We start from the raw sequence: 24,234 nt of genomic DNA, 5'->3' as shown, positions 1-24,234 counted from the left end.
CTTTTATATGTTTAAAGAGGGTTCTTTATTGTTTTATAAGATAAAGTAGTAACTTATCCACATGAAGATTATGTTTTCATTAAACAGTAAAGTCGAAATATTAACAACTATATCCACATTGTCCACAATTTTTAGAAAACTATCCACAATTCTAACATTTACTATGCGTTACAACATATAAACTTGTGAAGGATTTGTTGAATTTATTCACAATTCTATAAATTGTGTGGATAACGTTATCCACACAAAAAAGGTTCCTTATAAATAAGGAACCTTTTTGTCTATTCTATCACGTAGAAAAAATATGTAATGAGAATGAATAATTAGGGGGGAAAACTTCTAATTATTCATTCTCACTTTAAATACTTTTCGAGCGATAACCCGCTGCGCGATCTGCTTTGCGAAATTCTCGTTGGTAAAGAACTTCTTGTGTACTAGATAATGTGTTTTTTGTTTTGTCACGTTTCTTTTTATCCATTACAAATCACCTCGTGTCCTAAAGTCACTATCTATCGTTTCCAAAGACATAGGGTGATATACGTATATGGTAAAATGTTAATGATTAATTATTTTTTCTGTAAATTTAGATTATGCTTCTTTTAATTGGTGAGCATCTTGGAACGTTGTATCTCGCATTGTAGCAAGTGTATATTGATCTTTTGGGATTTCATATAAGTTATATACTTCTTCATTTGCGTTAATTTCATCATAAACGGCTTTTCTTGTTTCGTTTGCTAGATTTACATATTGTAGTTTTTCGGCAGCTTTAATAGAACGAATGTTTATTTTACGAATACGCATAAAGATTGTTTCAATATCTAATTCATAGAAAAGTTCACTAAAAAATGAATCTTTCGCCAATTTATTATAGCCTTTTCCATGATAGGGTTTGCCAAGCCATGTTCCGAGAAATCCGGCTTTTTCTTGCACATCAAATAAAGTAATTGTTCCGATAGGGTTACCCCATTCATCTAAAATTGTGCGTGAAATTAATTCCCCACGCTCTTCAGCTTCAATCGTTTGTTTCGTTAAAAATAAATACTCTTCATAAGAATAAGCCTTTTGACGCACAAAAGGGAAGACAGCTGGGTCCACCATTAACTCGTATAGAACGTGGCTGTCGTGTAAGTCGCGTTTTTTCAACATACTAACTCCTCCTCACACGAGGGTAGCATGACGAAAAAACACCCCACCCTCGAAATTTTTATATCAATCTTTAAAAAATTTCGGGGTGGGAATCGAACCCACTAGAACCAGTTTCTAACGCTGGTGGCGCACCATTTGCCTTCCCCATTCATCAATTTGAAAATGATAATCACGACACAAATTGATTATGGTTTCATTCAGTTTATAATCGTATAATACTTTATCTAGTCAAAAAAATAAACTAGTTTTTTTTATTTTTTTTGTAAATTATTTTTCCATCAATCATGGTTAGTACAGGCTTGGCTAAATAATGGAAAGGATGATGAGTCCATAACACAAGATCAGCGTCTTTTCCGACCTCAATGCTTCCAATTCTATCCTCTAAACGTAAATTTCGTGCTGGAAATATGGTGATTCCTTCTAGTGCAGTTTTTTCGTCTAATCCTTCTCTTACTGCGACAGCAGCACAAATATTTAAATATTGAATTGGTGTATAAGGGTGATCTGTTGTTATAGAAACTTCCACACCATTTTTCGATAATATATGGTAAGTATCCCATGTTTTGTTTTTAAGTTCGATTTTAGAACGGCGTGTAAGAGTGGGGCCAACTGAAACCTTCAAATTGTGTTTCGAAAGTTCTTCAACAATAAAGTGTCCTTCTGTACAATGTTCAATACGTAAATCGAGATTGAACTCTGTTGCAAAGCGTAGAGCAGAACTAATATCATCTGCTCGGTGAGCGTGGATACGTACGGGTATTTCGCGGCGTAATGCTTTTAAGATAGGAAGCATTCGAAAATCAGCTTCATGCCCGTAGTGCTGTGCTTCATAGAATGATTCCCGAAGTAATCCCATAATTCCCATACGTGTTATGGATTCTTTTGTTCCATTACTATGGACCTTTTTAGGATTTTCTCCGAAGGCAATCTTTAAGCCGGCAGGTTCTTGAATAATCATATGATCAATACAAGTTCCAGCTGTTTTTATTACACAAGTCGTACCACCGATAATGTTTTGACTTCCTGGCATAACGTGAACAGTTGTGATTCCGTTTTGTACAGCATCTTGAAATGCAATATCAAAAGGGTGGATTCCGTCCAAAGAACGGATATGTGGTGTTGAAACTTCAGATGTTTCATTTGCATCATTGCCAGCCCAACCAGTACCTTCATCATAGAGACCAAGATGAGTATGGACATCAATAAATCCAGGTAAAAGATGAAGAGCACGAGCGTCTATAACTGTCATATCTTGAGTAGGTTGAATGGAAGGCTTGACCTCGGCAATTCTTTCTCCTATAACGAGTACATCCCCTTGAAATTTTTGGGATGTAATAGGATAGACAATGGCTTGTTTGAGCAATATTTTCATAGGTACCTCATTTCTGTTACTTTACAATGTTAATGGAATTTAAGGGAAAGTAACTGAAAGGTTATTTGTGTAATAATGCTCCGGATTCTAGAAAATGAAAGTTTTGAAAGGGGACCCTGTAAAACTGTGTTTTAGAAGTACTACATTGTATGCGAAAGTATATTTTGTAATGCATGGTCTATTGCCGGAAATGTGTATTGATACCCATGTTCAATTGCTTTACTAGGTAATACATGTTGTCCTTCGAGTACAAGTATACTCATCTCACCTAATAAAGTGTGAATCATAAATGAAGGGACAGGTAACCAATGAGGTTTTTTCATTATAGTTGCAATGGTTTCTCCAAATTCCTTCATTCTTATAGGTAGGGGAGCTGTGATGTTAAAAGGGCCATCAATTTCTTCTTTGTGTATGATGAAATCAATTAGGCGAACGACATCGTCTATATGAATCCATGATAACCATTGGTTTCCAGATCCAATTGTACCTCCAATATAGAATTGATAGGGGAGTAGCATTTTGGGAAGAGCTCCTCCGTCTGCGCCTAATACAACTCCAAGTCTTGCGTAGATTGTTCGCATTCCATGAGAACGTGCTTTAGATGCTTCTTGTTCCCATGAATATACTGTATTTGCTAAAAAGTCATTTCCAGGAATCTCATGCTGTTCTGTAAAAGACTCAGTTTCAGACGTTCCATAGTATCCAATAGCACTTGCGTTAATAAATGTATTTGGCTTTGTACCAAGTGTTTGCAATTGTTTAATGAGTCCTTTTGTTGTTCGAATTCGACTGTTTAAAATGGATTCCTTTTGTTTCTTTGTCCATCTACTATTAATAGACTCTCCAGCTAGATTAATAACTACATCGATAGAAGAGAGGGGGAAGGTTTGTAAATCTGGTGTCCATTGTACATACTGAAGGTTAGGATGGGAAGTTTCAGTAGTTTTGTTTCGAGTAAGAATGTAAACATTATATCCTTTTTGAATGAAAAAAGTAGAAAGGTATTTACCGATAAAGCCGGTACCACCAGAAATTGCGATTCTCACAATTATTTCCTCCTCATTATATATATTCTTGAAAAGCAAAAACGTTCCTTGACTATGTTAAAATAATAGAGAGGTGAGAGTATGGCTGTCATTACAAAAATAGAAGTGCAAAAACGATCGAAAGAACGATTTAATATTTATATTGATAAAGGTCAAGGTGAAGAATACGGATTTAGTGTGGATCAAGTAATCTTAATGAAACATGGATTACAAAAAGGATTAGAAATTGATGAAATAGCGTTAGGGAATATTTTATACAATGAAGAGGTACAAAAAGCATATTTACAAGCAATTTCCTATCTATCCTATCAAATGAGAACAAAAAAAGAAGTAGAAGACTATTTACGAAAAAAAGAAGTGGGACAGGCCGTCATCTCTGAAGTCGTTTCGAAATTATTACATGATCGATATATTAATGATAAAGAGTACGCTGTTTTATATACGCGAACGCAAAGTAATGTGAATCGAAAGGGTCCGACTGTTATTAAAAGAGAGTTATTAAATAAAGGTGTTCAGGATCTAATCATTACACATAGTTTACAAGAATATCCGAAGGAAAAGCAAATTGAGAATGCTTTACTTCTTATAGAAAAGAAGAAAAGGTCTTATCAAAAGCATTCCTTTTTACAAATGAAGCTAAAGTTAGACGAAATGCTTGTTCGTAAAGGATATTCTAGAGATGTGATTCAAATTTGTTTGGAAGAATTGAAAGACGAAAAAGATGACGAACAGCAACAAGAAGCGTTACACTATCATGGGAATAAATATTATGAGAAATATAAGAAGTATGATGGATGGACATTCGAAAATAAGATGAAACAAGCGTTATATCGCAAAGGGTTCTCTATTGATGAGATAGAGATATTTTTGCAGATGAAACGTGAAGAGGGATGAGGGGAATAAGATGAATATGCCAAAGCGCTACAGTGAAATGACACCACATGAGCTAAGGGAAGAAATTGGGGTTTTGAAAGAGCAAGCAATAAAGGCAGAGCAGCTTGGTATTGTAAATGAGTTCGATGTATTAATGCGCAAGATGGCAATGGCTCGTGCTTATATGACTGATATAAACAAATTCCATATTGGTGAGACATATGAATTAGTAGAAGAACCTGGTATATTATTTGAAATTACGTATTTCAACGGGGTATTTGCTTGGGGACATAAGCAAAATGATAATGAAGAGATTGGAATACCGATTTCTTTATTGCAAGAAAAATGAAAACCAGAGAGCGAATATCTCTCTGGTTTTCATCTTTGGTAGGCGTTACAGGAGATAGGAGATTCTAAAATTGGCGTTTTTTACATTCATTCGCCAGTATAATGAGAGACTGGGTTTGTTGCGTCTGTCCGTTAACTTGCGCCTTTGCATGTTTCGGACGAGTCCACGTATGGTTAAATAATTCAGAACGACTATCTAAGCGATCACGGTAGCTCATCTTTATCACCTCGTGTAGGAAGTTAATTTTTTAGGTTGTACCTGAACTATTCTTCCTGCTGATTTGCAGCACGCATACGTTCTTGTGGGTGCGTGTTAATTGTGCCGTTAGGTCGTTTCGAAGCGAAGCGTGATTTCGCTTTCGGCTGACCATCGATTTTGCTGTTGTTTTTTGACTCAGACCAAAATTCGGCTTGTTTACCCATTGCGAACGCCCTCCTCATCATCAGTTGATACCTCTTTAAGAAGTATCACTTATAGAATGTGCAAAATAGAGGAAACTATCCTTTAGAAATTAAGGGAATAAATAGGTAAAAGGAGAATAGAACATGAATGATATTCACGAAACATTAACAAAAGAATTGTTAGACAAAAATGACAAACTTTCTTACGCACAAGCTCGTGCGTGGGTTGAATTATTGTGGGAAGACTTTCAAACAACTTATGCTAAATCAGGTCGTTATCAAGGTGATGAAATGACTGAACAAGTGGTACGAACATGGATTAATAATCATGGAGGTCGCCTTCATGAAATGCGTACAAATAATCCGAAATATAGCCATTTAATCAATCAAGAAGATCATTTGAAACATTAAAAAAAGCGACTTAAGTCGCTTTTTTTAATGTGGAAGTAATTCCAGTTTTTTTCGAAGTTTTTCTTCACTAAAAATCCATCCTGTATAGGAACTAATAATATTTAAATTGTGGTCGAGTTGAACGATTGCAACGAATGGATAATAATCTTTACTGCGATAGCGCAAATCAATGAAGCGAACTTCGTAATAATGATCATAATCGAAAATGTCCCAGCGATACACAGGGGAGAAAGATAGAAATGCTGAGATGTTTTCATCTTGTTTAGCTGCGCGCATAATAGCATTATCTGGGAACGGTACCCGGTCGAACTTATCATATATCATGATGTTACCACGATGCCATCTAGCAACGTAGTAATAATCAGTTGTAACGATTGCTAAATGGTAATGATAAAATCTGTAAGAAGGGGAAATGATTATTTTCTCCACATGATTGAAACGTTTATATACGACGCTACGTATGTTTCTATGCATCATAATCCGTCCGATATAGTAAATAATCATCAATATATACGCTGCTAAGGCAGTATACCCTTTATGGGAACCTACAAGCATACAAGCAATCGCGAGTAGGTGGATAAAGAAAATGACGGTATCAAATGTATTAATGATGCCGAGCGCTACCCATTTTTTTGTGAAGGGCCGTAATGCCTGGGTACCGTAGGCGTTGAAAATATCTACAAAGACATGAAGAAAGACGGCAATAAATGACCAAAGTAGTAGATGCAAATATGGAGCGTGTGAAAAGAAGGCGAAAGAGATGCCACTTATAAGGAATGACCAAAGAATCACTGCAGGAATGGAATGAGTAATCCCGCGATGATTTCTTATATATTTAGCGTTATTACGCAATTTTAAAACTGTATCGATGTCAGGAATATTGGAACCGGCAATTGTAGCAAGCATAACTGCTTGTGGCCCAATATCACTTTGTGCTATGGCTGGATCTAACGTTGCCAAACTGCCTAGAGTAACGCCCATAACAAGGTGAGTGGCTGTGTCCATAGAAATCCACCTCCGTTTTTTATTAATGTAACTCTTTTTATTCGATACCTCAAGTCCTTTGCCTTCTATTTCCTATGTCATCTTACTTAAATTTTTTCCTAAAATCTTTATAATAGTACTTATATGCAAAAAAATGAGGGGGATCAAGTTTGACACTTGAAATATTAAATAATTTTAACATAGAGCAGTTTCAAAATGATTTAATTGGTTGGTTTGAAAAAGAGCAACGCGACTTACCGTGGCGTAAAAATAAAGATCCATACCGCGTCTGGGTTTCGGAAATTATGTTGCAGCAAACAAGGGTAGAAGCTGTAAAACCATATTACGCGAATTTTATGGGGAAGTTTCCTACTCTAGAAGCTTTGGCAAATGCTGGTGATGAAGAAGTGTTAAAAGCATGGGAAGGTTTAGGATATTATTCTAGAGCACGAAATTTACATGCGGCTGTAAAAGAAGTGAAAGAAGTATACGGCGGGATAGTACCAAGTGATGTAAAGAAAATTGAAAAATTAAAAGGAGTTGGCCCCTATACAAAAGGTGCTATTTTAAGTATCGCATATGGTATACCAGAGCCGGCAGTTGACGGAAATGTTATGCGTGTATTATCTCGCATTTTATCAGTATGGGATGACATTGCAAAACCGAAAACTAGAAAAGTGTTTGAAGAGATTGTACGTGAAATTATTTCGGCTGAAAATCCATCTTATTTTAATCAAGGTTTGATGGAATTAGGTGCACTAATTTGTATTCCAAAAAATCCATCTTGCTTACTTTGTCCTGTACGTGAACATTGCCGAGGATATGCTGAAGGTGTTCAAAAGGAGTTACCAGTAAAAAGTAAAGCGAAGGCTCCTACAATGGTACCGATTGTTGCAGGGGTACTTCAAACAGAAGATGGTCGTTACGTCATTAATAAACGTCCAAGTACCGGGTTATTAGCTAACATGTGGGAGTTTCCAAATGCTGAACTTGGGGAAGGGATTCGGAATCAGAAAGAGCAGCTTACAGATTATATGAAAGAAAAATTTGAGCTCTCGATTTCTATTGAAGAATACGCAATGAATGTACAACATACATTTACACATCGCACTTGGGATATATTCGTATTTTACGGAAAAGTAACTGGTGATATTGTTGAAACAGATACATTGAAATTTGTATCGAAAGAAGCATTTGAGCAGTTACCATTCTCGAAATCGCATCGTACGATTTATGAGAATTGCGTTGAGAAAATTACAATGCAATAAATTAAAAAAGTGTTCCCTAGATTGGGAACACTTTTTTAATCGTAAGAAATTTTTGTCCCATGAGTCCAATTAGCTTCACCTTGTTGTAAGCCACCTCTTGATTCAATTTCTACTACAATTTCTTTATAGATACTTTGACCTTCTGCATTTAAATACGGCAAAATCTGTTGTAATGAGTGATGAAAATAAGCTAATTCATCTTCTTTCCACTCATTTTTTGAAACCATCGTTAGTTCAGTCATATCGCGTCCTATATACATATTTCCACCTCCATTTCCTATAGTTTGAATGAGTGATAAGAGATATATACGGAGATTAAAAAAAGAAAATCACGGATAACTTCTAAGTGAATTGGTTACATTATTGGTTGTGGAGGTGAGAAAGATGAGTAAAAAACAACAAGGTTATAACAAGGCAACTTCTGGTGCTAGCATTCAAAGTACAAATGCTAGTTATGGTACAGAGTTCGCGACTGAAACAAATGTACAAGCAGTAAAACAAGCAAATGCACAATCAGAAGCAAAGAAAGCACAAGCTTCTGGTGCACAAAGTGCAAACGCTAGTTATGGTACAGAATTCGCAACTGAAACAGATGTGCATGCTGTGAAAAAACAAAATGCACAATCAGCTGCAAAACAATCACAATCTTCTAGTTCAAATCAGTAATGAAAGAAAAACACTTCTCTAATTCGGGAGAAGTGTTTTCTTTGTGCCTGGGTCATAGTAATGAAAATAAAGTGAACGACATAACTTCTAATAAGTCAACAAATGTAGTCAAAGGAGAAGGAAGTTAAAGATGAGAAATATGTAATGAGGAAGAATAACTGATAAATAAGTCCAAAAGGGGGTAAGTAATGAACGACTTTGATAAGTTGGTAGGAGAGCAATTGGAAACGATGGATGAGTTGTTAAAGTTACAAGCTCATCTAGAGAAGTATCAGCAAATTGAAATGAGCGAAAAGGATACGTGCGATAAAAAGGAATTACATTTTATCCGCCAAGAAATATATAGAACAGAATTAGCGTTAAAACTGTTACATGAGAAATTTGAAGAGCAAACAAATAGTGTGATTCAATCTTTTGAGACTGAAAAAATGATTTCGAATTTAGGGTAAGGCATGTTGCTACCTTCCGGTGAAAGGTCCTTCTTTAGATAGAAATAAGGAAGGGCTTTTTCTATTTCTATTTCCTCGTTTGTAAATCATTCAGCGAAGGCCCCGTCTCCTAAGAAGATTAGGGATATAGTATTCAGTGTGAAAAATAGAGTCTTGTCGCTTTAGTTTTAAAATTTCGACAAAAAAGTTATAATAGAAAAAAAGTGAATGCAGCTCAAAGGGCATTTGCAGTTGAAAGAAGGGAGCATATATGGGATTTCCCAAAGAAGGAGAAAAAGTACAAATACATAGTTATAAACATAATGGCTCCATTCATAGAATGTGGGAAGAGACAACAATTTTAAAAGGGACACAGAGCCTTGTGATCGGAGCAAATGATCGTACAGTAGTGACAGAATCAGATGGCCGAACATGGATTACTCGTGAACCAGCAATTTGTTATTTTCATGCAAATTATTGGTTTAATGTCATTGGGATGCTAAGGGAAGAGGGAGTATATTATTATTGTAATTTAGGCTCACCTTTTGCATATGATTCTGAAGCATTAAAGTACATTGATTATGATTTAGATATTAAAGTATATCCAGATATGACATATACGCTTTTAGATGAAGATGAGTATGAAAAGCATAGTCAAATTATGCAGTATCCACCTGTTATTGATACTATTTTAAAACGGAATGTAGCACAATTAACACAATGGATTCATCAAAGAAAAGGGCCATTCGCGCCAGATTTCGTAGATATGTGGTATGAAAGATATTTAATGTACAGAAATTAAAACAAACCTGCAGGGGATTTCCCGGCAGGTTTGTCCTATTAGAGGGGGGATTATGTGCAAGGTATAAAAAGATATTTGCAATTTGTTAAACCGTATCGATGGCTTATTGCTATTACGATTATGATTGGTCTAGTTAAATTCGGCATCCCGCTTATTATGCCGTGGTTATTAAAATATATTATCGATGATGTAATTCAAGGGGGAGGGTCACTTCAAGATAAAACATCCCAATTAGTAACAGCCGTTGGGATTGCTTTTTTTATTTTTGCAGTAGTAAGACCGCCAATTGAATATTATCGTCAATATTTCGCGCAGCGTATCGCAAATACAATACTATATGATTTACGAAAACATATTTTTGGTCATTTACAAAAGTTGAGTTTACGCTATTATTCGAATACAAAAACAGGAGAGCTTATTTCACGTGTAATCCATGATGTAGAACAAACGAAGGATTTTGTAATTACTGGTTTGATGAATGTTTGGCTAGATACTGCAACAATTGCAATTGCTATTATTGTTATGTTTTCTATGAATATAAAATTAACATTTGTTGCGTTATTAATTTTACCTATTTATGTAGTGGCAGTGAAATATTTTTTCGGGCGTCTTCGAAAATTAACGAAAGAGCGTTCGCAAGCGTTAGCAACGATGCAAGGGTATTTACATGAACGTATTCAAGGGATGCAAGTGACACGTAGCTTTGCATTAGAAGAGTATGAGGGTAAGCAGTTTGAAAAAAGAAATAATGAATTTTTGACGAAAGCATTAACGCATACGAGTTGGACTGCAAGGACATTTTCAGCAGTGAATACGTTAACCGATTTAGGCCCGTTACTGGTAATCGGTTTTGCAGCATATGAAGTAATTCAGGGGCAGTTAACATTAGGGACTATGGTTGCCTTTGTTGGATATATGGATAGTTTGTATAGTCCGCTTCGCCGCCTTGTCAATTCCTCTACAACATTAACACAGTCTTTCGCATCAATGGATCGAGTGTTTGAATTGTTAGATGAAAAATACGATATTGTCAATGTGCCAAGTGCGGTACAAACGACAAAATTAAATGGTGAAGTGATATTTGATAATGTATCTTTTCGTTACAATTCGGATGAAAAAGAGATATTACATAACCTTTCGTTAACTATGTTGCCAGGAGAGAAGGTAGCACTTGTAGGAGCAAGTGGGGGAGGGAAGTCATCTCTTGCTAGCTTAATCCCACGTTTCTATGATGTTTCTTCAGGTGCAGTTTATGTAGATGGGATAGATGTTAGAAAGTATGATATGAGAAATTTACGTAGTCATATTGGAATTGTACTGCAAGATAATTTGTTATTTAGTGATACAATCGGGGCAAATATTTTATATGGAAACCCGAAAGCTGCAGAGGAAGAAGTGATTGCAGCTGCTAAAGCTGCGCAAATCCATGATTTTATTATAGAGTTACCTGATGGCTATGATACTGTCGTTGGGGAACGCGGTGTGAAGTTATCTGGTGGGCAAAGGCAACGTGTAGCGATTGCAAGAGTGTTTCTAAAGAATCCATCGTTACTTATATTAGATGAGGCGACTTCCGCTTTAGATTTAGAAAATGAACGGTATATTCAGCAGGCGCTTCAGACGCTAGCTGCTGATCGGACGACGATCGTAATCGCACATCGATTGGCGACGATTACACATGTGGATACGATTATTTACATTGAAGATGGTGAAATTAAAGAAACAGGTTCTCATGAAGAGTTAATGAAAAAAAGAGGGTTTTATTACAATTTATATCAACTTCAACATATAACAGAAACAGCTCCTTTAGCGTAAAAGGAGCTGTTTTCTTTATTCGTCTTCTTTTTTATCTTCGATTTGGAGTTCTGCTTCTGGTTTATGGTATGTGTAGAAGCTATCCACAAGTAAATCTAAATGCTCTACTTCTTCACTATAGTTAATAATGGCAGAAATAAGAGGGAAGAGGTGTAGCCATGTTTTATACGCTTCCTCATCGTCCTTGTTTTGATAATCCATAAAGATATCAATTAATTCTTGTTTACCTGTTTCAACTTCATCAAGCATTTCAACGGATTGTTGTTTTTTTGCTTTACCAATAAATTTTAATAAAACTTGTTCATGGTAATGGGTTAATGAGTCAAGTTCGTTTTGGATAGATTCCTGAAATTCTTCTGGCATATAGCGCAGTTCATTTTCAGTACGATGTAATGATTTTAACGTACTTAAAGCACGGCTTGTCGTCGCTAACATTTGTCTGAATAAAACGAGCTTACGAATTTTTGCGAACTTTACTTTTTTCGTGTAGCTTCTTTCTTCTTTATACAGCAAATAGTAATGGTTTAGTTTAATCATCTTTTCTTTCATACGATCAATATCAGTTTTTAGCGTTGTAAAATCAGAAGCTTGCCTGCTATTCATTCGAATCCATTTTACAATTTCTTCTGTATTATCAACGATACGATGATATAGTTTTGTTTCGTATTTTGGCGGCATAAACACTAAATTTACAAGTGAAGCCGCAATAATTCCAATCATAATCGTCGCAAAGCGAAGTAAGGCAAAACTAAAGAAATCGTCGCCCTGATACTCCATAATGGCGATAACTGTTACTAAAGCAATTGATATTGTGTTTTCTAATCGTAATTGTAACGTAAGCGCAATTACTAATATACATGTTAATCCAATAATAAAAGGATTATGTCCAAAAGCAGTAGCAAATACGATAGCGAATACGGCACCAATGACGTTTGCTTGAATTTGCTCAAGAGCTGTTAAATACGAGCGGTATACAGACGGTTGAACAGCGAATATAGCTGAGATTCCCGCGAATACTGGACTCGGTAATTGAAGTAAAATACAAGCAAATAAAGCTAATGTGATGGCAATACCCGTTTTTAAAATGCGAGCACCAAGTTTCATACCCTTAATAAGATCCTTTCTCTTGTCATAATGAATGTACAACATGATACTATACATTCATTACAATATGTTAGCAAGTGATATTTTAGTGACGTTAATAAGAAATTAAGATTCATTTTATACTTTTTCCTAATTCTTTTTAAACATCAATTTTTAGTGAAAAAACCTGCTGAATTTCAGCAGGTTTCAAATTGTTACTATAGATTACTATGAGAAGTGTACTTCGTCAATTTTTTCTTGAAAATGAAAAGTTGGTATATCACTCTGTTGAGATAGATGGATCAGCCTGCTCTTTTTTCGGGATAATTTCAAAAAACTGTTGCTGCATATCATCGAGTAACGGTGTTAATAAAGCAACTTCCTCGTATTGCTCATGTTCATTTAATACACGAATGTAATCTAACAATAACTCAGTCACATCTTGCACGCCGTTTTTACTAATTGGTTGTAATGTAACATTTGCCCCTTTTGCGATTCTTCTTTTTAAGGCGTGTTCTGTTAAACCCGAGCTTGAATCATGACGTAGATAAACAACACCACCAGTCATACCAGCACAAATCCATGGACCAGGATCCCCTAAAACAAGCGCTCGCCCATTTGTCATATATTCAAAAGCGAAACCTTTAATATTAGAGTATACACCTATATTCCCTTGCTCTTTTTCACGGAGTGGCTTTGTCATTCGCCCTCCAATTATCATGTCTGCTCCAGAGAGGCGAATGCCAGCGCGAGCATCAGCGTTACCTTGAACGTATAGCGATCCTTTTTGTGCACCGTACCCAAAACCTTTTCCGACAGAACCGTTATAATATATGCCGTCTTTTCCTTTTGCTTTCGTTATATAAATACCACCACCAAAGGAGGTTTTACCAATACCATCTTGTGCACCGCCATTTACGTGTATAAATAAGTTCTCACTATTGTAAGCACCTAATCCATTTCCAGGAATAGAGCCATTCGTATACTTTAATGTAAGTGGTTCAAGCTTCGTGTCTTCATATAATTTACTACGAACGCGATAGCAAGATTCTAGACCACCCATAACGCGTTGCTCTACGCCAACGCCTACTAATTCTTTTGAATGAGGGGAATGAACTGTTTCAAATTGTTTTTCTGGTACGTATTCTGTTTTTGTAACAGATGGGTGTTCTATCGTTTGTAGTAAATTACATAAGTCTAATAAATTTTCGCCTCGAACTTGTTCTAATAAATCGGAATGTCCGACAATTTCTTGTAAATTTGTATAACCAAGATTTCCTGTTAATCGTTTTAGTTCTACGCCAAAAGTGGTGAATAAATGTAATAATCCAGCAACGGCGCTTTCTAATTCGCGCGGGACGAAGCGGCGTAATCCGTGTTCTTTCGCCTGAGCTTCAGACTCAATTTGTGTTGCAATTCCAACGTGACAAGTATCTAGATGACATCCGCGGCAAGTTGTACAGCCGATTGCAATCATGGATAATGTACCAAATCCAATACGGTTTGCCCCAAGGAGCATGATTTTCAAGGCATCATTAACACTTCGAATACCACCGTCAGCCCAAATTTCTACCTTTTGCCTCATATTTGCTTCTAATAAAGCATTGTGAGCGGCTTTCACACCAATTTCTACAGGAAGGCCTACATGTTGCAACGCGTGAATACGTGCGGCACCTGTACCACCATCAAATCCGCTAATGTTAATAAAGTCAGCACCAGCCTTTGCGATACCGACAGCAATTGTTCCAATGTTAGGGACAACAGGGACCTTTACAACTACTTTCGCAAGTTGATTAGCCGTTTTAATTTCTGTAATCATTTGAGCTAAATCTTCAATGGAATAAATATCATGGTTGTTAGAAGGTGAAATTAAATCAGAGCCAATTGTAGCATTACGCGCTTCAGCGATTTTTGCTGTTACTTTTGAACCAGGCAAATGTCCGCCTTCACCAGGCTTTGCGCCTTGCCCAATTTTTATTTCAATTAAGTTTGATGAATTTAGTAGTTCGGCGTTTACACCAAATCGCCCAGATGCAACTTGTTGTCCACGTGTATGTGGATATTTTCCAATCATATCTTTAATTTCGCCGCCTTCACCGTTCAAGCTAATCATATTTAGCCGATCGGCCGCTTCTGCATATGCACGAAAGGCAATTTCATTTTGAGAACCGAATGACATGGAACTAATAATAAATGGTAAATCATGATTTTGAATGCTGATGGATACTTCTTCAGCCGGAACGACATGTTTTGTTTCTTTCGTTTGAACAAGATGTCTAATCGCGATTGGATTATTTTCTTCTAACTCACTTAATTTGTCACGGTAATCATCATAAGAATTTCCTTTTGCGACATCGCCGATTGCTTTCCAAATTCGCGGGAATATATGAAAAGATTTTCGCATTCTAACTTTAGGATTGTTATAATCATCCGCTCGCAATTGTGCATCTTCAGCAAGTGATTCAAGCGAAAAAGCTAAATCATTTGAACCGAAGAAATTCGTAATTTGTAATATATTTGCGATTTCCTCATGTAATCCGATAGAAGAATAGAGGCGGCCGTAACCACGTAATTCATGAATTCCAATTGTTGAAATGACTTTTTCTAGTCCTTTATTAAGAGCATTATACAAATTCGTAATTGGCGTTTTTGTTCCATCATTTACGGTTGCAAATAATAAATATGGATTCATACCATCTGCTCCTAATCCATACAGTGTGACGATATCATGTAAGGAGCGAAGGGCACCAGAACGTATAACGAGAGAGCAGTTTCGGCGTAATTTATTTTCGCTTAATACTTGATGTACTTTAGCGGTAACTAAATGCGGATCAATCCATAACTGTTCATTTAGATGAGCGTTGGCATCGTCTATTAATAGTAGGGAAGCTCCATCGTTCACGGCCTTTATCGCTTCAGAACTAATTCGATTTAAGGCGCATTGTAAAGTTTCTGTCGGACTGAATGTAGCAGAGATTGTAGCGATAGAGCTATGAGTATTGAATAGCTCTATAAGTTGTTCGTACGTAATTGTGTGTAATTCCTCTGTAATAGATTGTGCTACACTTCCTTCTAAAATAATGGGGGAAAGCATCTCAACTACAAATGGCCGTTTAGCTCCGCTTAATAAACTTGGGCGCTCTCCAAGTATTGTTCGTGTGGAGAAGTGCTCGACCTCTCGATCACGATCGATTGCTGGATTTGTAACAACGGCTACACTTTCCTTAATGAAATCAGCGATATTTCGTCTATCAGTATCGAGTGCTGCAAGTGGTGAGTCATGCCCAAGTGAGCGAATTGGCTCAACGCCTTTTGTTGCCATCTGTTCAAGAAGCTGAATATGTTCTCGGTCCCATCCGAAAGCAACGTATTGTTTCGTTTCGACTTGTATAGAATCACATAATCCTGGGATTTCTTTCGTTTCAGGGATAGATAAGTTTAAATGATAATCTTTAGTATCAACTCGCTTTTTAAAACGGTTATATACTTGAGTTTGGTAGTCATCGTATTCGTAGAGTACAAGTTCATCTTGTTCATTCCACTTTAGACCGACTTTTTCTCCAGGAGCGAGTGGTTTTGGTTCTGCTACATATTCAGTTGGTGATACAACTCCAGGTTCAGAAGAGAAAACATAAGAACTCGCTGTCTCTACTTTCCATACTGGTCGTAGTCCAAGGGAATCAACGCTGAAAACAGCCTCATCTTTATAACGTGAAATAATACCAGCTGGACCTTGCGCAAAATGGCCCCAAGCTTCACGTATATACGTATATAAATCTTGTAAATGCGGTTCATAAAGTTTCATTTCATTAATAATTGGTGGGAATAGTATATCCATTGCTTCAAATAAACTGTAGTCGTATTGAACAAGTAGAGTTTCTAAGGTGCGGTTTAAATCTTGGGAGTCACTGCCCCCAGCAGTAAGTGGAACATGAATCATGTCAGCTTGATCACGTAATTTTGCAATTGTGTTAATTTCACCATTATGTCCGAGAATGCTAAATGGTTGTACACGAAAAAAATTAGATAATGTATTAGTAGAATAGCGGTTATGTCCTAGTGTCATAGTTGAAGCGATAAGTGGATGTTGTAAATCATTGTAATAGGCAACAAGTGTATCCCCAGCGCCTAGAACTTTATATACAACATGGTCACGACTTAATGAAGCAACATGAATCGCTTCGTTTTCCTCTATTTTTATCGTTACTGAAAATAATGTTTGCTCAACATTTTCAACTTTATTTTCTGCGATAAGAGCAACTTGCCAAAATAAAGGTTCTTCCTGTTTACCAAGTGGACCGAGTGCATCGGAATTTATTACATCATCACTTTCAAAAATAATAGTAAAACTTTCGTTATTTAATTGCGTACGAATATGATTTTTTAAATTAACGATATTTGCGTTTTTGTTTAGAAAAAAATGTCCAACGATAAAGTGGGGATGATCCACAATCGTTGGATTGTATCCGTTATTTTTCAGCTTTTCATTCCAAAGTGCTTTTGGGACATCAATGTGAATTCCGATACCATCTCCTTCACCATTAATGAAACCAGCTCGATGATTCATTTTGACAAGTGATTGTATGCAAAGATCAATGTTTTCTTTCGTGGCAACTTTTCGTTTCTCCATAACGGAAACGATTCCACACGCATCATGTTCTGCATTTTTATAATCTCGAAATAAAGACGGTGTCCATGTATTTGTTTTATTGAGCATCCGTCAATCCCCCCTTTTATTGAAGTTTGAATAATCTTACTATTCAAGGCGTGAGCAGCCTTATATACAAGGATAGTAAGGATATAAAAGAAAAATAAAACAGATAATTATGAATAATTATACTATTAATAAGGGATTTATGAAATAGAAAAAAGGAAAAAAGAAAGATGTGCTTTCTTTTTTCCTTTTTAATGAAGGGATTATTTATTATCCGCTAAAGCAGCGAATGCTCTGCCTACAGCTTCAATTGTATATTCGATATCTTCTTTTGTATGTTCTGTCGTTAAGAACCATGCCTCGTATTTAGAAGGTGCTAAGTTAACTCCTTCTTGAAGCATAAGCTTGAAGAATTTACCGAACATTTCACCGTCTGTATCTTGTGCTGCATCGTAATCTTCAATTGTATTTGTTGTGAAGTATACAGTTAAAGCACCTTTTAGTCGGTTTAATGTAATATCGATATTATGTTTTGCAGCTTGCTCTAAAATTCCCTTTTCAAGCATCGCACCAAGTTCATCTAATTTCTCATAAAGACCTTCTTGTTGAAGAACTTCTAGACAAGCGATACCGGATGCCATAGAAGCAGGATTTCCTGCCATTGTACCAGCTTGATATGCAGGTCCGAGCGGGGCAACTTGTTCCATAATTTCTTTCTTACCACCATAAGCACCGATCGGAAGTCCGCCGCCAATAACTTTACCAAGCGCTGTTAAGTCTGGTGTTACGCCAAGTAAGTCTTGAGCACCACCGTACATGAAGCGGAAAGCAGTAATAACTTCATCATAAATTACTAGTGCACCAGCTTCGTGAACAAGTTCATTCACTTTCTCAAGGAAGCCAGGTTTTGGCTCTACAATACCGAAGTTTCCAACAATCGGTTCTACAAGGATAGCTGCTACTTCATGTCCCCATTTATCTAATGCTTCTTTTAAAGTTTCTACATTATTAAATGGAACGGTAATAACTTCTTGAGCGATACTTTGTGGTACACCGGCTGAGTCAGGAGTTCCTAGCGTAGAAGGGCCAGATCCAGCTGCTACAAGTACTAAATCAGAATGACCGTGGTAACAACCAGCAAATTTCATAATTTTTGTGCGGCCTGTGTAAGCACGAGCGACACGAATTGTTGTCATTACTGATTCAGTACCAGAGTTTACGAAGCGGACTTTATCTAATGCAGGCATTGCTTCTTTTAACATTTTTGCAAATTTTACTTCTAGTGCTGTTGGTGTTCCGTAAAGTACACCATTTTCAGCAGCTGTTGTAATTGCTTTTGTAATGTGCGGGTGAGCATGTCCAGTAATAATAGGACCGTATGCTGCTAAATAATCGATATATTTATTTCCGTCTACATCCCAGAAATAAGCACCTTTTCCACGTTCCATAGCAACAGGAGCGCCGCCGCCAACTGCTTTAAAAGAACGAGAAGGACTATTAACGCCACCAACGATATGTTCTAAAGCTTCTTTATGTAATGCTTCTGATTTTGTGAATTTCACTACAATTCATCTCCTTACAAAAATCTATGTATTATTCTAACATGTTTTTCGAAAAGACGTATTGTTTGTGATAGAGAAGGCAGTTGGGTAAACTATTCGTTGTGACATTTAGGAAGGGGGGTCCGATTATGAAATCGGTAATTGAGGTACAAGGGTTACGTAAAGAGTTTACAGCCTATTCAAGTCGTCCGGGATTAAAGGGTGCTTTTCGCGATTTATTAAATCGTAATTATAAAATAGTACCAGCAGTAAATGATGTATCTTTTAATGTGAAACAAGGTGAAATGGTTGGATATATCGGTGAGAACGGTGCTGGTAAATCAACAACTATTAAAATGCTTACGGGGATTTTGACTCCGACATCAGGAGAAATTTTAGTAAATGGGATGAACCCGCATAAGCAGAGAGAAGAATTCGTAAGAACAATTGGTGTTGTTTTCGGTCAACGCTCACAACTTTGGTGGGATATTGCTGTACAAGAATCTTTTCGTTTATTAAAAAAAGTGTACGGTGTATCAGACGCTCAGTATAAAGAGCATATGGAACACGTGATTGAAACGTTAGATATTGGTCCTTTATTAGATAAGCCAGTTCGAAAGTTATCTCTAGGTCAAAGAATGCGTTGTGAATTAGCGGCAGCATTAATTCATAATCCACCGTTATTATTTTTAGATGAACCAACAATTGGGTTGGATGTTCTTGTGAAATTAAAAATACGTGAATTTTTAAAAGAAATGAATGAACGTTATAAAACAACAATCTTATTAACAACCCATGATATTACTGATATTGAAGCTTTATGTGAGCGCGTTATCATGCTGGATGAAGGAAATATTATGTATGACGGTTCTTTAAATAATCTTCGTACACAGTGGGGAGCAGAGAAGGAAATCCATTTTCAATTTATTGCACCAGTTTCCTATCAGGCTTTATCAATGGTTATGCCAGATAGTCATGTCGTTTGGTCGAAAGCGAAAGAGGAAAACGCGTGGGTTGCAAAAATACCGAATGAAGAAGTTATCATTTCAATGCTTATTTCTAAAGTAGTACAAGCCTTTCAAATTAAAGATTTAAAAATTAACGAAGTATCTACAGAGGAAATTATTCGTAACATTTATGAAGAAGGTATTAAACATGGGTAAGTACATTGAAATGATTCGGATTCGCTTTTTAATGATGCTTGCGTATCGTACAAACTATTATAGTGGGATTTTAATTTATACAATTAATATCGGTGCGTATTATTTTTTATGGCAAGCAATTTATAGTGGAAAAGAGAATATTGAAAGTTTATCTATTTCGCAAATGACTACTTATATCGCAATTGCGTGGATGGCACGTGCTTTTTATTTTAATAATATAGACAGGGAAATTGCGATGGAGATTCAAGAAGGACGTGTAGCAGTAGAACTCATTCGTCCATATAACTATTTAGGCATGAAAGTGATGCAAGGTCTTGGTGAAGGAATATTTCGTTTTGCTTTCTTTTCAATTCCAGGTATGGTTATCGTTACCTTATTATTTTCATTGCAAATTACAACGAATTTTCAAACGTGGTTATATTTCTTCTTATCTTTAATATTTAGTTTTATTATTAATACACAAATTAATTTAATGACGGGAATGCTCACGTTCTTCCTATTTAATAATAGTGGAATTATGTATGCGAAACGTGTCGTTATTGATTTATTTTCAGGTCTATTATTACCAATTAGTTTTTATCCGTTATGGGCCCAAAAGGCAATGATGTTTTTACCGTTTCAGGCGATTAGTTATATTCCGAGTATGATTTTTTCAGAAGGTATACAAGGAAGTAAATTGTATGAGGCATTATTATTCCAAGTAATTTGGGCAATTGTACTTATTATTCCAATTGTACTCATGTGGAGAACGGCGAGAAAACGTCTAATTGTACAAGGGGGATGATGAGATGATATATATAAACCTATTTTTGCAATATGCAAGCCAATATATAAAAACAAAATTGGAGTATCGGGGCGATTTTATCGTTGGATTACTTTCTGATTTAGCACTACAGGCTGTTAATTTAATCTTTATTCTCGTTGTGTTTGGGCATACACAAGCATTAAAGGGCTGGAGTAGAGAAGAAGTAATCTTTATTTATGGTTTCTTTTTAGTGCCGTTTGCCATTTTCTCAGCTTTCTTTAACATATGGGACTTTAATGATCGTTACATTATTAAAGGAGAAATGGATCGTATATTAACGAGACCGATTCATAGTTTATTTCAAATTATATTAGAAAGAATGGAACTGGAATCTTTAATTGGAGCGATTACAGGAATAATTGTAATGGGATATGCAGCAGTGGAGCTGCAATTATCTTTTTACTGGTACGATTTCTTCTTATTCTTACTGATGGTAGGAGGAGGAGCACTTGTATACGGAGGGATATTTGTTACGCTTGCGAGCCTTGGTTTTTGGTCGGATGCGAAAAGTTCAATTATGCCGCTAATGTATAACATAGGTAACTATGGTCGCTATCCTGTTAACATTTATAACCGTGTGATTCGCTTCATTTTAACGTTTGTTTTACCATTTGCGTTTGTCGGAGTGTATCCAGCAGCATACTTTTTAAGAAAAACAGAGTGGAATAGCTATGCATTTGCAACACCATTCGTTGGTGTTATCTGTTTTACGATTGCAATTACTCTTTGGAATCAAGGGGTAAAAAGGTACCGTGGTGCTGGGAATTAATTATAGAAGCTTGTTTGTTTCTAAGGGATAAATCCAATGGCCGTCTCATACATATAAAATGAGGTGGAGGACATGTTATGGGGATTTATTCTATTAATTGCAGCAATTGCTATTTTGAGAAGTGTCCAATTGTTATGGAGTTCATATTCAGATTCTAGGCGTTTCTTTTCGCTTTATAATTTAGCTTCCTTATTTTTAATTTATACAACGGTATTGATTGCGTTTGGGTTAAGTTATGTTGTATTAGAAGAAATGGGTTTTGCAGTTTTGAAAGAAGATGGAGAAAGCTTGCATGCCCAATCTTTTCAACTTGTAGAAATTTGCTTATATTTTAGCGCAGTTACTTTATTGTCCGTTGGGTACGGTGATATAGCTCCGATTGGAATAGGGAGATGGATTGCGATTGCAGAAGCGCTAATTGGATATACATTACCGTTTGCTTTTGTAATGAGGTCTGTAATAGACAATGAAAAATAAGATAGCATTTGATATAGTAAAGAAAAGAGTAGGAGTGATAACAATGATCACAGTAGGAGAAATGGCTCCAGAATTTACATTAGAGGGAAGTAACGGGGAACAAGTTCGCTTAGCTGATTTTCGTGGTAAAAACGTAGTGCTATATTTTTATCCGAAAGATATGACTCCAGGGTGTACAACTGAAGCATGTGATTTTCGCGATGCGTATGGATTATTTCAAGAGAAAGATACAGTTATTCTTGGTGTAAGTCCTGATTCAGCGAACAGACATCTGAAATTCATTGAGAAGCATGAGCTTCCATTTGTACTTTTAGTAGATGAAGATCATAAGGTAGCGGAATTATACGATGTTTGGAAATTGAAAAAGAACTTTGGAAAAGAGTATATGGGAATCGAGCGTTCTACATTCCTTATTAATAAAGACGGTGAGCTTGTAAAAGAGTGGCGTAAAGTGAAAGTGAAGGGACATACTGAAGAGGTTCTTTCTTATATAAAGTAAATTCATTGTGGAGATAAAATATATAGAAGTAAGGCGAGTGTCTATACATATTTTATCGTCTTACATAAAGTGAAGTGTAGGGCATACCTCCTCAGATGATAGTATTCCAAGTGCGATTATGTCGCACTTTTTTTCTATGTAAATGTATAGAAAATGGGGAAGGATATATAAGAATAAGGCTATATACAAAAATAAACCACATACTTATAGTAGAAATATTGACGATTTATAAGAAAAGGAGTACACTCTTTATAAGAATTATAAAATAATAATCCGTATAGAATCGGGGTGCATGACGGTGGTCAAAGAAGAATTAAAAGAAGCGCTAGAAATGCTGAAAAATACGGGTGTACGCATTACTCCACAGCGTCATGCTATTTTAGAGTACCTTGTGGAATCTATGACGCACCCAACAGCGGATGACATTTATAAAGCATTAGAAGGTAAGTTTCCAAATATGAGTGTTGCAACTGTCTATAATAACTTACGTGTATTTAAAGAGGTTGGACTTGTAAAGGAATTAACTTATGGAGACGCTTCAAGTAGATTTGATTATGTTACAAGTCAACATTATCATGTGATTTGCGAAAAATGTGGTAAGATTGTTGATTTTCCTTATGGAGGTTTGGAACAGCTTGAAGAGGAAGCTGCGAAAACGACAGGCTTCGTTATTAATAGTCATCGCTTAGAAATTTATGGCGTTTGTCCAGAGTGTCATAAGGCGTAATATATAATAAAGAAAGAGGGAGACGTAAACGTCTCCCTCTTTCTTTATTATATATGGGAATTACGTTAGGTTCAGGAGGATTTAAAACGTTCAGTGAAGAACCTAATTTAATTAAAGATAAATACAAAAGGTGATTTCTTAACAAAGAAATCACCTTTTAACGTTTAGTTTTGTAAGGGCACATTGTACCTATATATGCCTATGATTTATAGCTCTTCTTATTATATTTCTCATCAAATTCTTTTCCTTCTAGATTTCGATCCATTGTTAAAGGTTGGTTGCAATGCATACATGCGTCGACACGACCGAGCATTTTGGTCGGCTTATCGCAGCTTGGACAAATAATTTGTACAGTTTTAGTAGATAACATGCCAATCCAAAAGTAAACGACAGTACTAGCGATAACAGCTAAAAAGCCAACCATCATAAATGTTGTCATAATAATAATGTTTTCACGGAAAAAGACACCTAAGTATGCAATGAAGAGGCCGATAAATACTAAACTTAATGCAAAGGTCCGGATTTTATTGATTTTGTTCGAATACTTAATGCTCATTTGCATCACACTCCTATAATAATAATATAACATAAAATTTAGAATTTTCACTCGTTCGTAAACGTGATAAACCGATAAGATATGAGATATGGAGTATGATGCAGAATGAAGGGAGACTATAATGGTTTTTGGAACATGGTTTTAAGATTTTAACGGGATGTGAATTTTTTTATAAAAAGTATTGACCCCTTATATACTACATGATATATTAATAACCGTCGCTGATGCGGAAATGCAGAAAACGACAAAAAAGAAATTAAAAAACTTAGTTGACATCGAAAAACGAAGATGTTAACATAAGGAAGTCGCAAATGAGCGACCGAGTAGTTCTTTGAAAACTGAACGAAACAAACAACGTGAAACGTCAATTTTTATTTTTAGATGCTAGACAAACTAACT

General features: G+C 36.1%; 26 protein-coding genes. 14 read left to right on the top strand and 12 right to left on the bottom strand.

The features are described from left to right. Positions 1 to 358: 358 nt before the first annotated feature. From JDS99_RS20015 to JDS99_RS20000, 4 genes are all read right to left on the bottom strand, one after another. The gene (locus tag JDS99_RS20015) at positions 359 to 478 is read right to left on the bottom strand and encodes a YfhE family protein (RefSeq protein ID WP_000358487.1); all 120 of its coding nucleotides are present in this window, start codon (positions 476 to 478) and stop codon (positions 359 to 361) included. A 110-nt stretch (positions 479 to 588) separates the two neighbouring features. Then, entirely contained in the window at positions 589 to 1,146 is a 558-nt protein-coding gene (locus tag JDS99_RS20010) for a GNAT family N-acetyltransferase (protein WP_000914737.1), read from the bottom strand. A 241-nt stretch (positions 1,147 to 1,387) separates the two neighbouring features. Beyond that, on the bottom strand, positions 1,388 to 2,518 hold the full coding sequence (locus JDS99_RS20005; protein WP_000698306.1) for an amidohydrolase: 1,131 nt from the start codon (positions 2,516 to 2,518) through the stop codon (positions 1,388 to 1,390). A 140-nt stretch (positions 2,519 to 2,658) separates the two neighbouring features. Beyond that, positions 2,659 to 3,564 carry a TIGR01777 family oxidoreductase gene (locus JDS99_RS20000; RefSeq protein ID WP_199695585.1) on the bottom strand — a complete coding sequence of 302 codons (906 nt, stop codon included), beginning with the start codon at positions 3,562 to 3,564 and terminating at the stop codon, positions 2,659 to 2,661. A gap of 81 nt (positions 3,565 to 3,645) precedes the next feature. Between JDS99_RS20000 and recX the strand changes: the two genes are divergently transcribed. Together recX and JDS99_RS19990 are read left to right on the top strand one after the other, a co-directional pair. Further along, the gene (gene recX, locus JDS99_RS19995) at positions 3,646 to 4,458 is read left to right on the top strand and encodes a recombination regulator RecX (protein WP_000268506.1); all 813 of its coding nucleotides are present in this window, start codon (positions 3,646 to 3,648) and stop codon (positions 4,456 to 4,458) included. A gap of 10 nt (positions 4,459 to 4,468) precedes the next feature. Beyond that, positions 4,469 to 4,786 carry a YfhH family protein gene (locus JDS99_RS19990; protein ID WP_001057030.1) on the top strand — a complete coding sequence of 106 codons (318 nt, stop codon included), beginning with the start codon at positions 4,469 to 4,471 and terminating at the stop codon, positions 4,784 to 4,786. A gap of 64 nt (positions 4,787 to 4,850) precedes the next feature. On the opposite strand, the gene JDS99_RS19985 is transcribed toward JDS99_RS19990, so the two are convergent. Beyond that, the gene (locus tag JDS99_RS19985; RefSeq protein ID WP_000122093.1) at positions 4,851 to 5,003 is read right to left on the bottom strand and encodes a YpzG family protein; all 153 of its coding nucleotides are present in this window, start codon (positions 5,001 to 5,003) and stop codon (positions 4,851 to 4,853) included. Between the two features lie 46 nt (positions 5,004 to 5,049). Next, positions 5,050 to 5,208, bottom strand: coding sequence for a small, acid-soluble spore protein K (locus JDS99_RS19980; RefSeq protein ID WP_000517891.1), 159 nt, complete (start codon positions 5,206 to 5,208; stop codon positions 5,050 to 5,052). Positions 5,209 to 5,331: 123 nt separating this feature from the next. Between JDS99_RS19980 and JDS99_RS19975 the strand changes: the two genes are divergently transcribed. Continuing rightward, a complete protein-coding gene (locus tag JDS99_RS19975) occupies positions 5,332 to 5,598 on the top strand; it encodes a YfhJ family protein (protein ID WP_000997857.1) in 267 nt (88 codons plus the stop codon). Positions 5,599 to 5,622: 24 nt separating this feature from the next. On the opposite strand, the gene JDS99_RS19970 is transcribed toward JDS99_RS19975, so the two are convergent. Further along, positions 5,623 to 6,603 (bottom strand): metal-dependent hydrolase, encoded by a 981-nt coding sequence (locus JDS99_RS19970; RefSeq protein WP_060486949.1) that lies wholly within the window; start codon positions 6,601 to 6,603, stop codon positions 5,623 to 5,625. Positions 6,604 to 6,752: 149 nt separating this feature from the next. Here JDS99_RS19970 and mutY point away from each other — a divergent pair, with 149 nt between their 5' ends. After that, positions 6,753 to 7,850: an A/G-specific adenine glycosylase gene (gene mutY, locus JDS99_RS19965; protein WP_046953679.1), complete on the top strand. Its 1,098-nt coding sequence runs from the start codon at positions 6,753 to 6,755 to the stop codon at positions 7,848 to 7,850. A gap of 35 nt (positions 7,851 to 7,885) precedes the next feature. Here the strand turns inward: mutY and JDS99_RS19960 are convergent, their stop codons facing one another. Further along, positions 7,886 to 8,110, bottom strand: a complete 225-nt coding sequence (locus tag JDS99_RS19960; RefSeq protein WP_048542097.1) for a hypothetical protein — start codon at positions 8,108 to 8,110, stop codon at positions 7,886 to 7,888. A 124-nt stretch (positions 8,111 to 8,234) separates the two neighbouring features. Here JDS99_RS19960 and JDS99_RS19955 point away from each other — a divergent pair, with 124 nt between their 5' ends. The 4 genes from JDS99_RS19955 (at position 8,235) to JDS99_RS19940 (ending at position 11,561) form a co-directional block, all read left to right on the top strand. After that, positions 8,235 to 8,516: a gamma-type small acid-soluble spore protein gene (locus tag JDS99_RS19955; protein ID WP_000039039.1), complete on the top strand. Its 282-nt coding sequence runs from the start codon at positions 8,235 to 8,237 to the stop codon at positions 8,514 to 8,516. 188 nt (positions 8,517 to 8,704) lie between these two features. Continuing rightward, on the top strand, positions 8,705 to 8,965 hold the full coding sequence (locus tag JDS99_RS19950; RefSeq protein WP_000997582.1) for a YgaB family protein: 261 nt from the start codon (positions 8,705 to 8,707) through the stop codon (positions 8,963 to 8,965). A gap of 250 nt (positions 8,966 to 9,215) precedes the next feature. Continuing rightward, a complete protein-coding gene (gene ntdP, locus JDS99_RS19945; RefSeq protein WP_000506626.1) occupies positions 9,216 to 9,746 on the top strand; it encodes a nucleoside tri-diphosphate phosphatase in 531 nt (176 codons plus the stop codon). 54 nt (positions 9,747 to 9,800) lie between these two features. Further along, positions 9,801 to 11,561: an ABC transporter transmembrane domain-containing protein gene (locus JDS99_RS19940; RefSeq protein WP_199695584.1), complete on the top strand. Its 1,761-nt coding sequence runs from the start codon at positions 9,801 to 9,803 to the stop codon at positions 11,559 to 11,561. A gap of 15 nt (positions 11,562 to 11,576) precedes the next feature. Here the strand turns inward: JDS99_RS19940 and JDS99_RS19935 are convergent, their stop codons facing one another. From JDS99_RS19935 to hemL, 3 genes are all read right to left on the bottom strand, one after another. Continuing rightward, on the bottom strand, positions 11,577 to 12,665 hold the full coding sequence (locus tag JDS99_RS19935; RefSeq protein WP_000765792.1) for an aromatic acid exporter family protein: 1,089 nt from the start codon (positions 12,663 to 12,665) through the stop codon (positions 11,577 to 11,579). A gap of 259 nt (positions 12,666 to 12,924) precedes the next feature. Next, positions 12,925 to 17,361, bottom strand: coding sequence for a glutamate synthase-related protein (locus tag JDS99_RS19930; protein WP_199695583.1), 4,437 nt, complete (start codon positions 17,359 to 17,361; stop codon positions 12,925 to 12,927). Positions 17,362 to 17,561: 200 nt separating this feature from the next. Next, positions 17,562 to 18,860 carry a glutamate-1-semialdehyde-2,1-aminomutase gene (hemL, locus tag JDS99_RS19925; RefSeq protein ID WP_000673249.1) on the bottom strand — a complete coding sequence of 433 codons (1,299 nt, stop codon included), beginning with the start codon at positions 18,858 to 18,860 and terminating at the stop codon, positions 17,562 to 17,564. A 128-nt stretch (positions 18,861 to 18,988) separates the two neighbouring features. Between hemL and JDS99_RS19920 the strand changes: the two genes are divergently transcribed. From JDS99_RS19920 to perR, 6 genes are all read left to right on the top strand, one after another. Continuing rightward, positions 18,989 to 20,002: an ABC transporter ATP-binding protein gene (locus tag JDS99_RS19920; protein ID WP_000843640.1), complete on the top strand. Its 1,014-nt coding sequence runs from the start codon at positions 18,989 to 18,991 to the stop codon at positions 20,000 to 20,002. Next, complete coding sequence (locus JDS99_RS19915; protein ID WP_000521517.1) at positions 19,995 to 20,786, top strand: ABC transporter permease; 792 nt, start codon at positions 19,995 to 19,997, stop codon at positions 20,784 to 20,786. The genes JDS99_RS19920 and JDS99_RS19915 overlap by 8 nt, the downstream gene beginning before the upstream one ends. A 4-nt stretch (positions 20,787 to 20,790) precedes the next feature. Next, the gene (locus tag JDS99_RS19910) at positions 20,791 to 21,576 is read left to right on the top strand and encodes an ABC transporter permease (protein ID WP_000639385.1); all 786 of its coding nucleotides are present in this window, start codon (positions 20,791 to 20,793) and stop codon (positions 21,574 to 21,576) included. A gap of 72 nt (positions 21,577 to 21,648) precedes the next feature. Next, positions 21,649 to 22,053: a potassium channel family protein gene (locus tag JDS99_RS19905; protein ID WP_000964347.1), complete on the top strand. Its 405-nt coding sequence runs from the start codon at positions 21,649 to 21,651 to the stop codon at positions 22,051 to 22,053. A 43-nt stretch (positions 22,054 to 22,096) separates the two neighbouring features. Continuing rightward, positions 22,097 to 22,552 carry a thioredoxin-dependent thiol peroxidase gene (bcp, locus tag JDS99_RS19900; protein WP_060486952.1) on the top strand — a complete coding sequence of 152 codons (456 nt, stop codon included), beginning with the start codon at positions 22,097 to 22,099 and terminating at the stop codon, positions 22,550 to 22,552. 298 nt (positions 22,553 to 22,850) lie between these two features. Next, the gene (gene perR / locus JDS99_RS19895; protein WP_000237831.1) at positions 22,851 to 23,279 is read left to right on the top strand and encodes a peroxide-responsive transcriptional repressor PerR; all 429 of its coding nucleotides are present in this window, start codon (positions 22,851 to 22,853) and stop codon (positions 23,277 to 23,279) included. Between the two features lie 199 nt (positions 23,280 to 23,478). Here the strand turns inward: perR and JDS99_RS19890 are convergent, their stop codons facing one another. After that, positions 23,479 to 23,835, bottom strand: coding sequence for a YgzB family protein (locus tag JDS99_RS19890; protein ID WP_000025063.1), 357 nt, complete (start codon positions 23,833 to 23,835; stop codon positions 23,479 to 23,481). Positions 23,836 to 24,234 lie beyond the last annotated feature (399 nt).

This window comes from Bacillus cereus group sp. N6 (assembly GCF_016483705.1).
GTDB classification, from domain to species: domain Bacteria; phylum Bacillota; class Bacilli; order Bacillales; family Bacillaceae_G; genus Bacillus_A; species Bacillus_A wiedmannii.
Note: the sequence above shows the minus strand (reverse complement) of the source record. Positions and strands in the feature narration are given on the sequence as shown.

What these genes read in the sequence shown, in the direction of transcription:
- JDS99_RS20015 (WP_000358487.1), bottom strand. Translation starts at nt 478, where the DNA reads ATGGATAAAAAGAAACGTGACAAAACAAAAAACACATTATCTAGTACA.
- JDS99_RS20010 (WP_000914737.1), bottom strand. Translation starts at nt 1,146, where the DNA reads ATGTTGAAAAAACGCGACTTACACGACAGCCACGTTCTATACGAGTTA.
- JDS99_RS20005 (WP_000698306.1), bottom strand. Translation starts at nt 2,518, where the DNA reads ATGAAAATATTGCTCAAACAAGCCATTGTCTATCCTATTACATCCCAA.
- recX (WP_000268506.1), top strand. Translation starts at nt 3,646, where the DNA reads ATGGCTGTCATTACAAAAATAGAAGTGCAAAAACGATCGAAAGAACGA.
- JDS99_RS19990 (WP_001057030.1), top strand. Translation starts at nt 4,469, where the DNA reads ATGAATATGCCAAAGCGCTACAGTGAAATGACACCACATGAGCTAAGG.
- JDS99_RS19985 (WP_000122093.1), bottom strand. Translation starts at nt 5,003, where the DNA reads ATGAGCTACCGTGATCGCTTAGATAGTCGTTCTGAATTATTTAACCAT.
- JDS99_RS19980 (WP_000517891.1), bottom strand. Translation starts at nt 5,208, where the DNA reads ATGGGTAAACAAGCCGAATTTTGGTCTGAGTCAAAAAACAACAGCAAA.
- JDS99_RS19975 (WP_000997857.1), top strand. Translation starts at nt 5,332, where the DNA reads ATGAATGATATTCACGAAACATTAACAAAAGAATTGTTAGACAAAAAT.
- JDS99_RS19970 (WP_060486949.1), bottom strand. Translation starts at nt 6,603, where the DNA reads ATGGACACAGCCACTCACCTTGTTATGGGCGTTACTCTAGGCAGTTTG.
- JDS99_RS19960 (WP_048542097.1), bottom strand. Translation starts at nt 8,110, where the DNA reads ATGTATATAGGACGCGATATGACTGAACTAACGATGGTTTCAAAAAAT.
- JDS99_RS19955 (WP_000039039.1), top strand. Translation starts at nt 8,235, where the DNA reads ATGAGTAAAAAACAACAAGGTTATAACAAGGCAACTTCTGGTGCTAGC.
- JDS99_RS19950 (WP_000997582.1), top strand. Translation starts at nt 8,705, where the DNA reads ATGAACGACTTTGATAAGTTGGTAGGAGAGCAATTGGAAACGATGGAT.
- ntdP (WP_000506626.1), top strand. Translation starts at nt 9,216, where the DNA reads ATGGGATTTCCCAAAGAAGGAGAAAAAGTACAAATACATAGTTATAAA.
- JDS99_RS19935 (WP_000765792.1), bottom strand. Translation starts at nt 12,665, where the DNA reads ATGAAACTTGGTGCTCGCATTTTAAAAACGGGTATTGCCATCACATTA.
- JDS99_RS19930 (WP_199695583.1), bottom strand. Translation starts at nt 17,361, where the DNA reads ATGCTCAATAAAACAAATACATGGACACCGTCTTTATTTCGAGATTAT.
- JDS99_RS19920 (WP_000843640.1), top strand. Translation starts at nt 18,989, where the DNA reads ATGAAATCGGTAATTGAGGTACAAGGGTTACGTAAAGAGTTTACAGCC.
- JDS99_RS19915 (WP_000521517.1), top strand. Translation starts at nt 19,995, where the DNA reads ATGGGTAAGTACATTGAAATGATTCGGATTCGCTTTTTAATGATGCTT.
- JDS99_RS19910 (WP_000639385.1), top strand. Translation starts at nt 20,791, where the DNA reads ATGATATATATAAACCTATTTTTGCAATATGCAAGCCAATATATAAAA.
- JDS99_RS19905 (WP_000964347.1), top strand. Translation starts at nt 21,649, where the DNA reads ATGTTATGGGGATTTATTCTATTAATTGCAGCAATTGCTATTTTGAGA.
- bcp (WP_060486952.1), top strand. Translation starts at nt 22,097, where the DNA reads ATGATCACAGTAGGAGAAATGGCTCCAGAATTTACATTAGAGGGAAGT.
- JDS99_RS19890 (WP_000025063.1), bottom strand. Translation starts at nt 23,835, where the DNA reads ATGAGCATTAAGTATTCGAACAAAATCAATAAAATCCGGACCTTTGCA.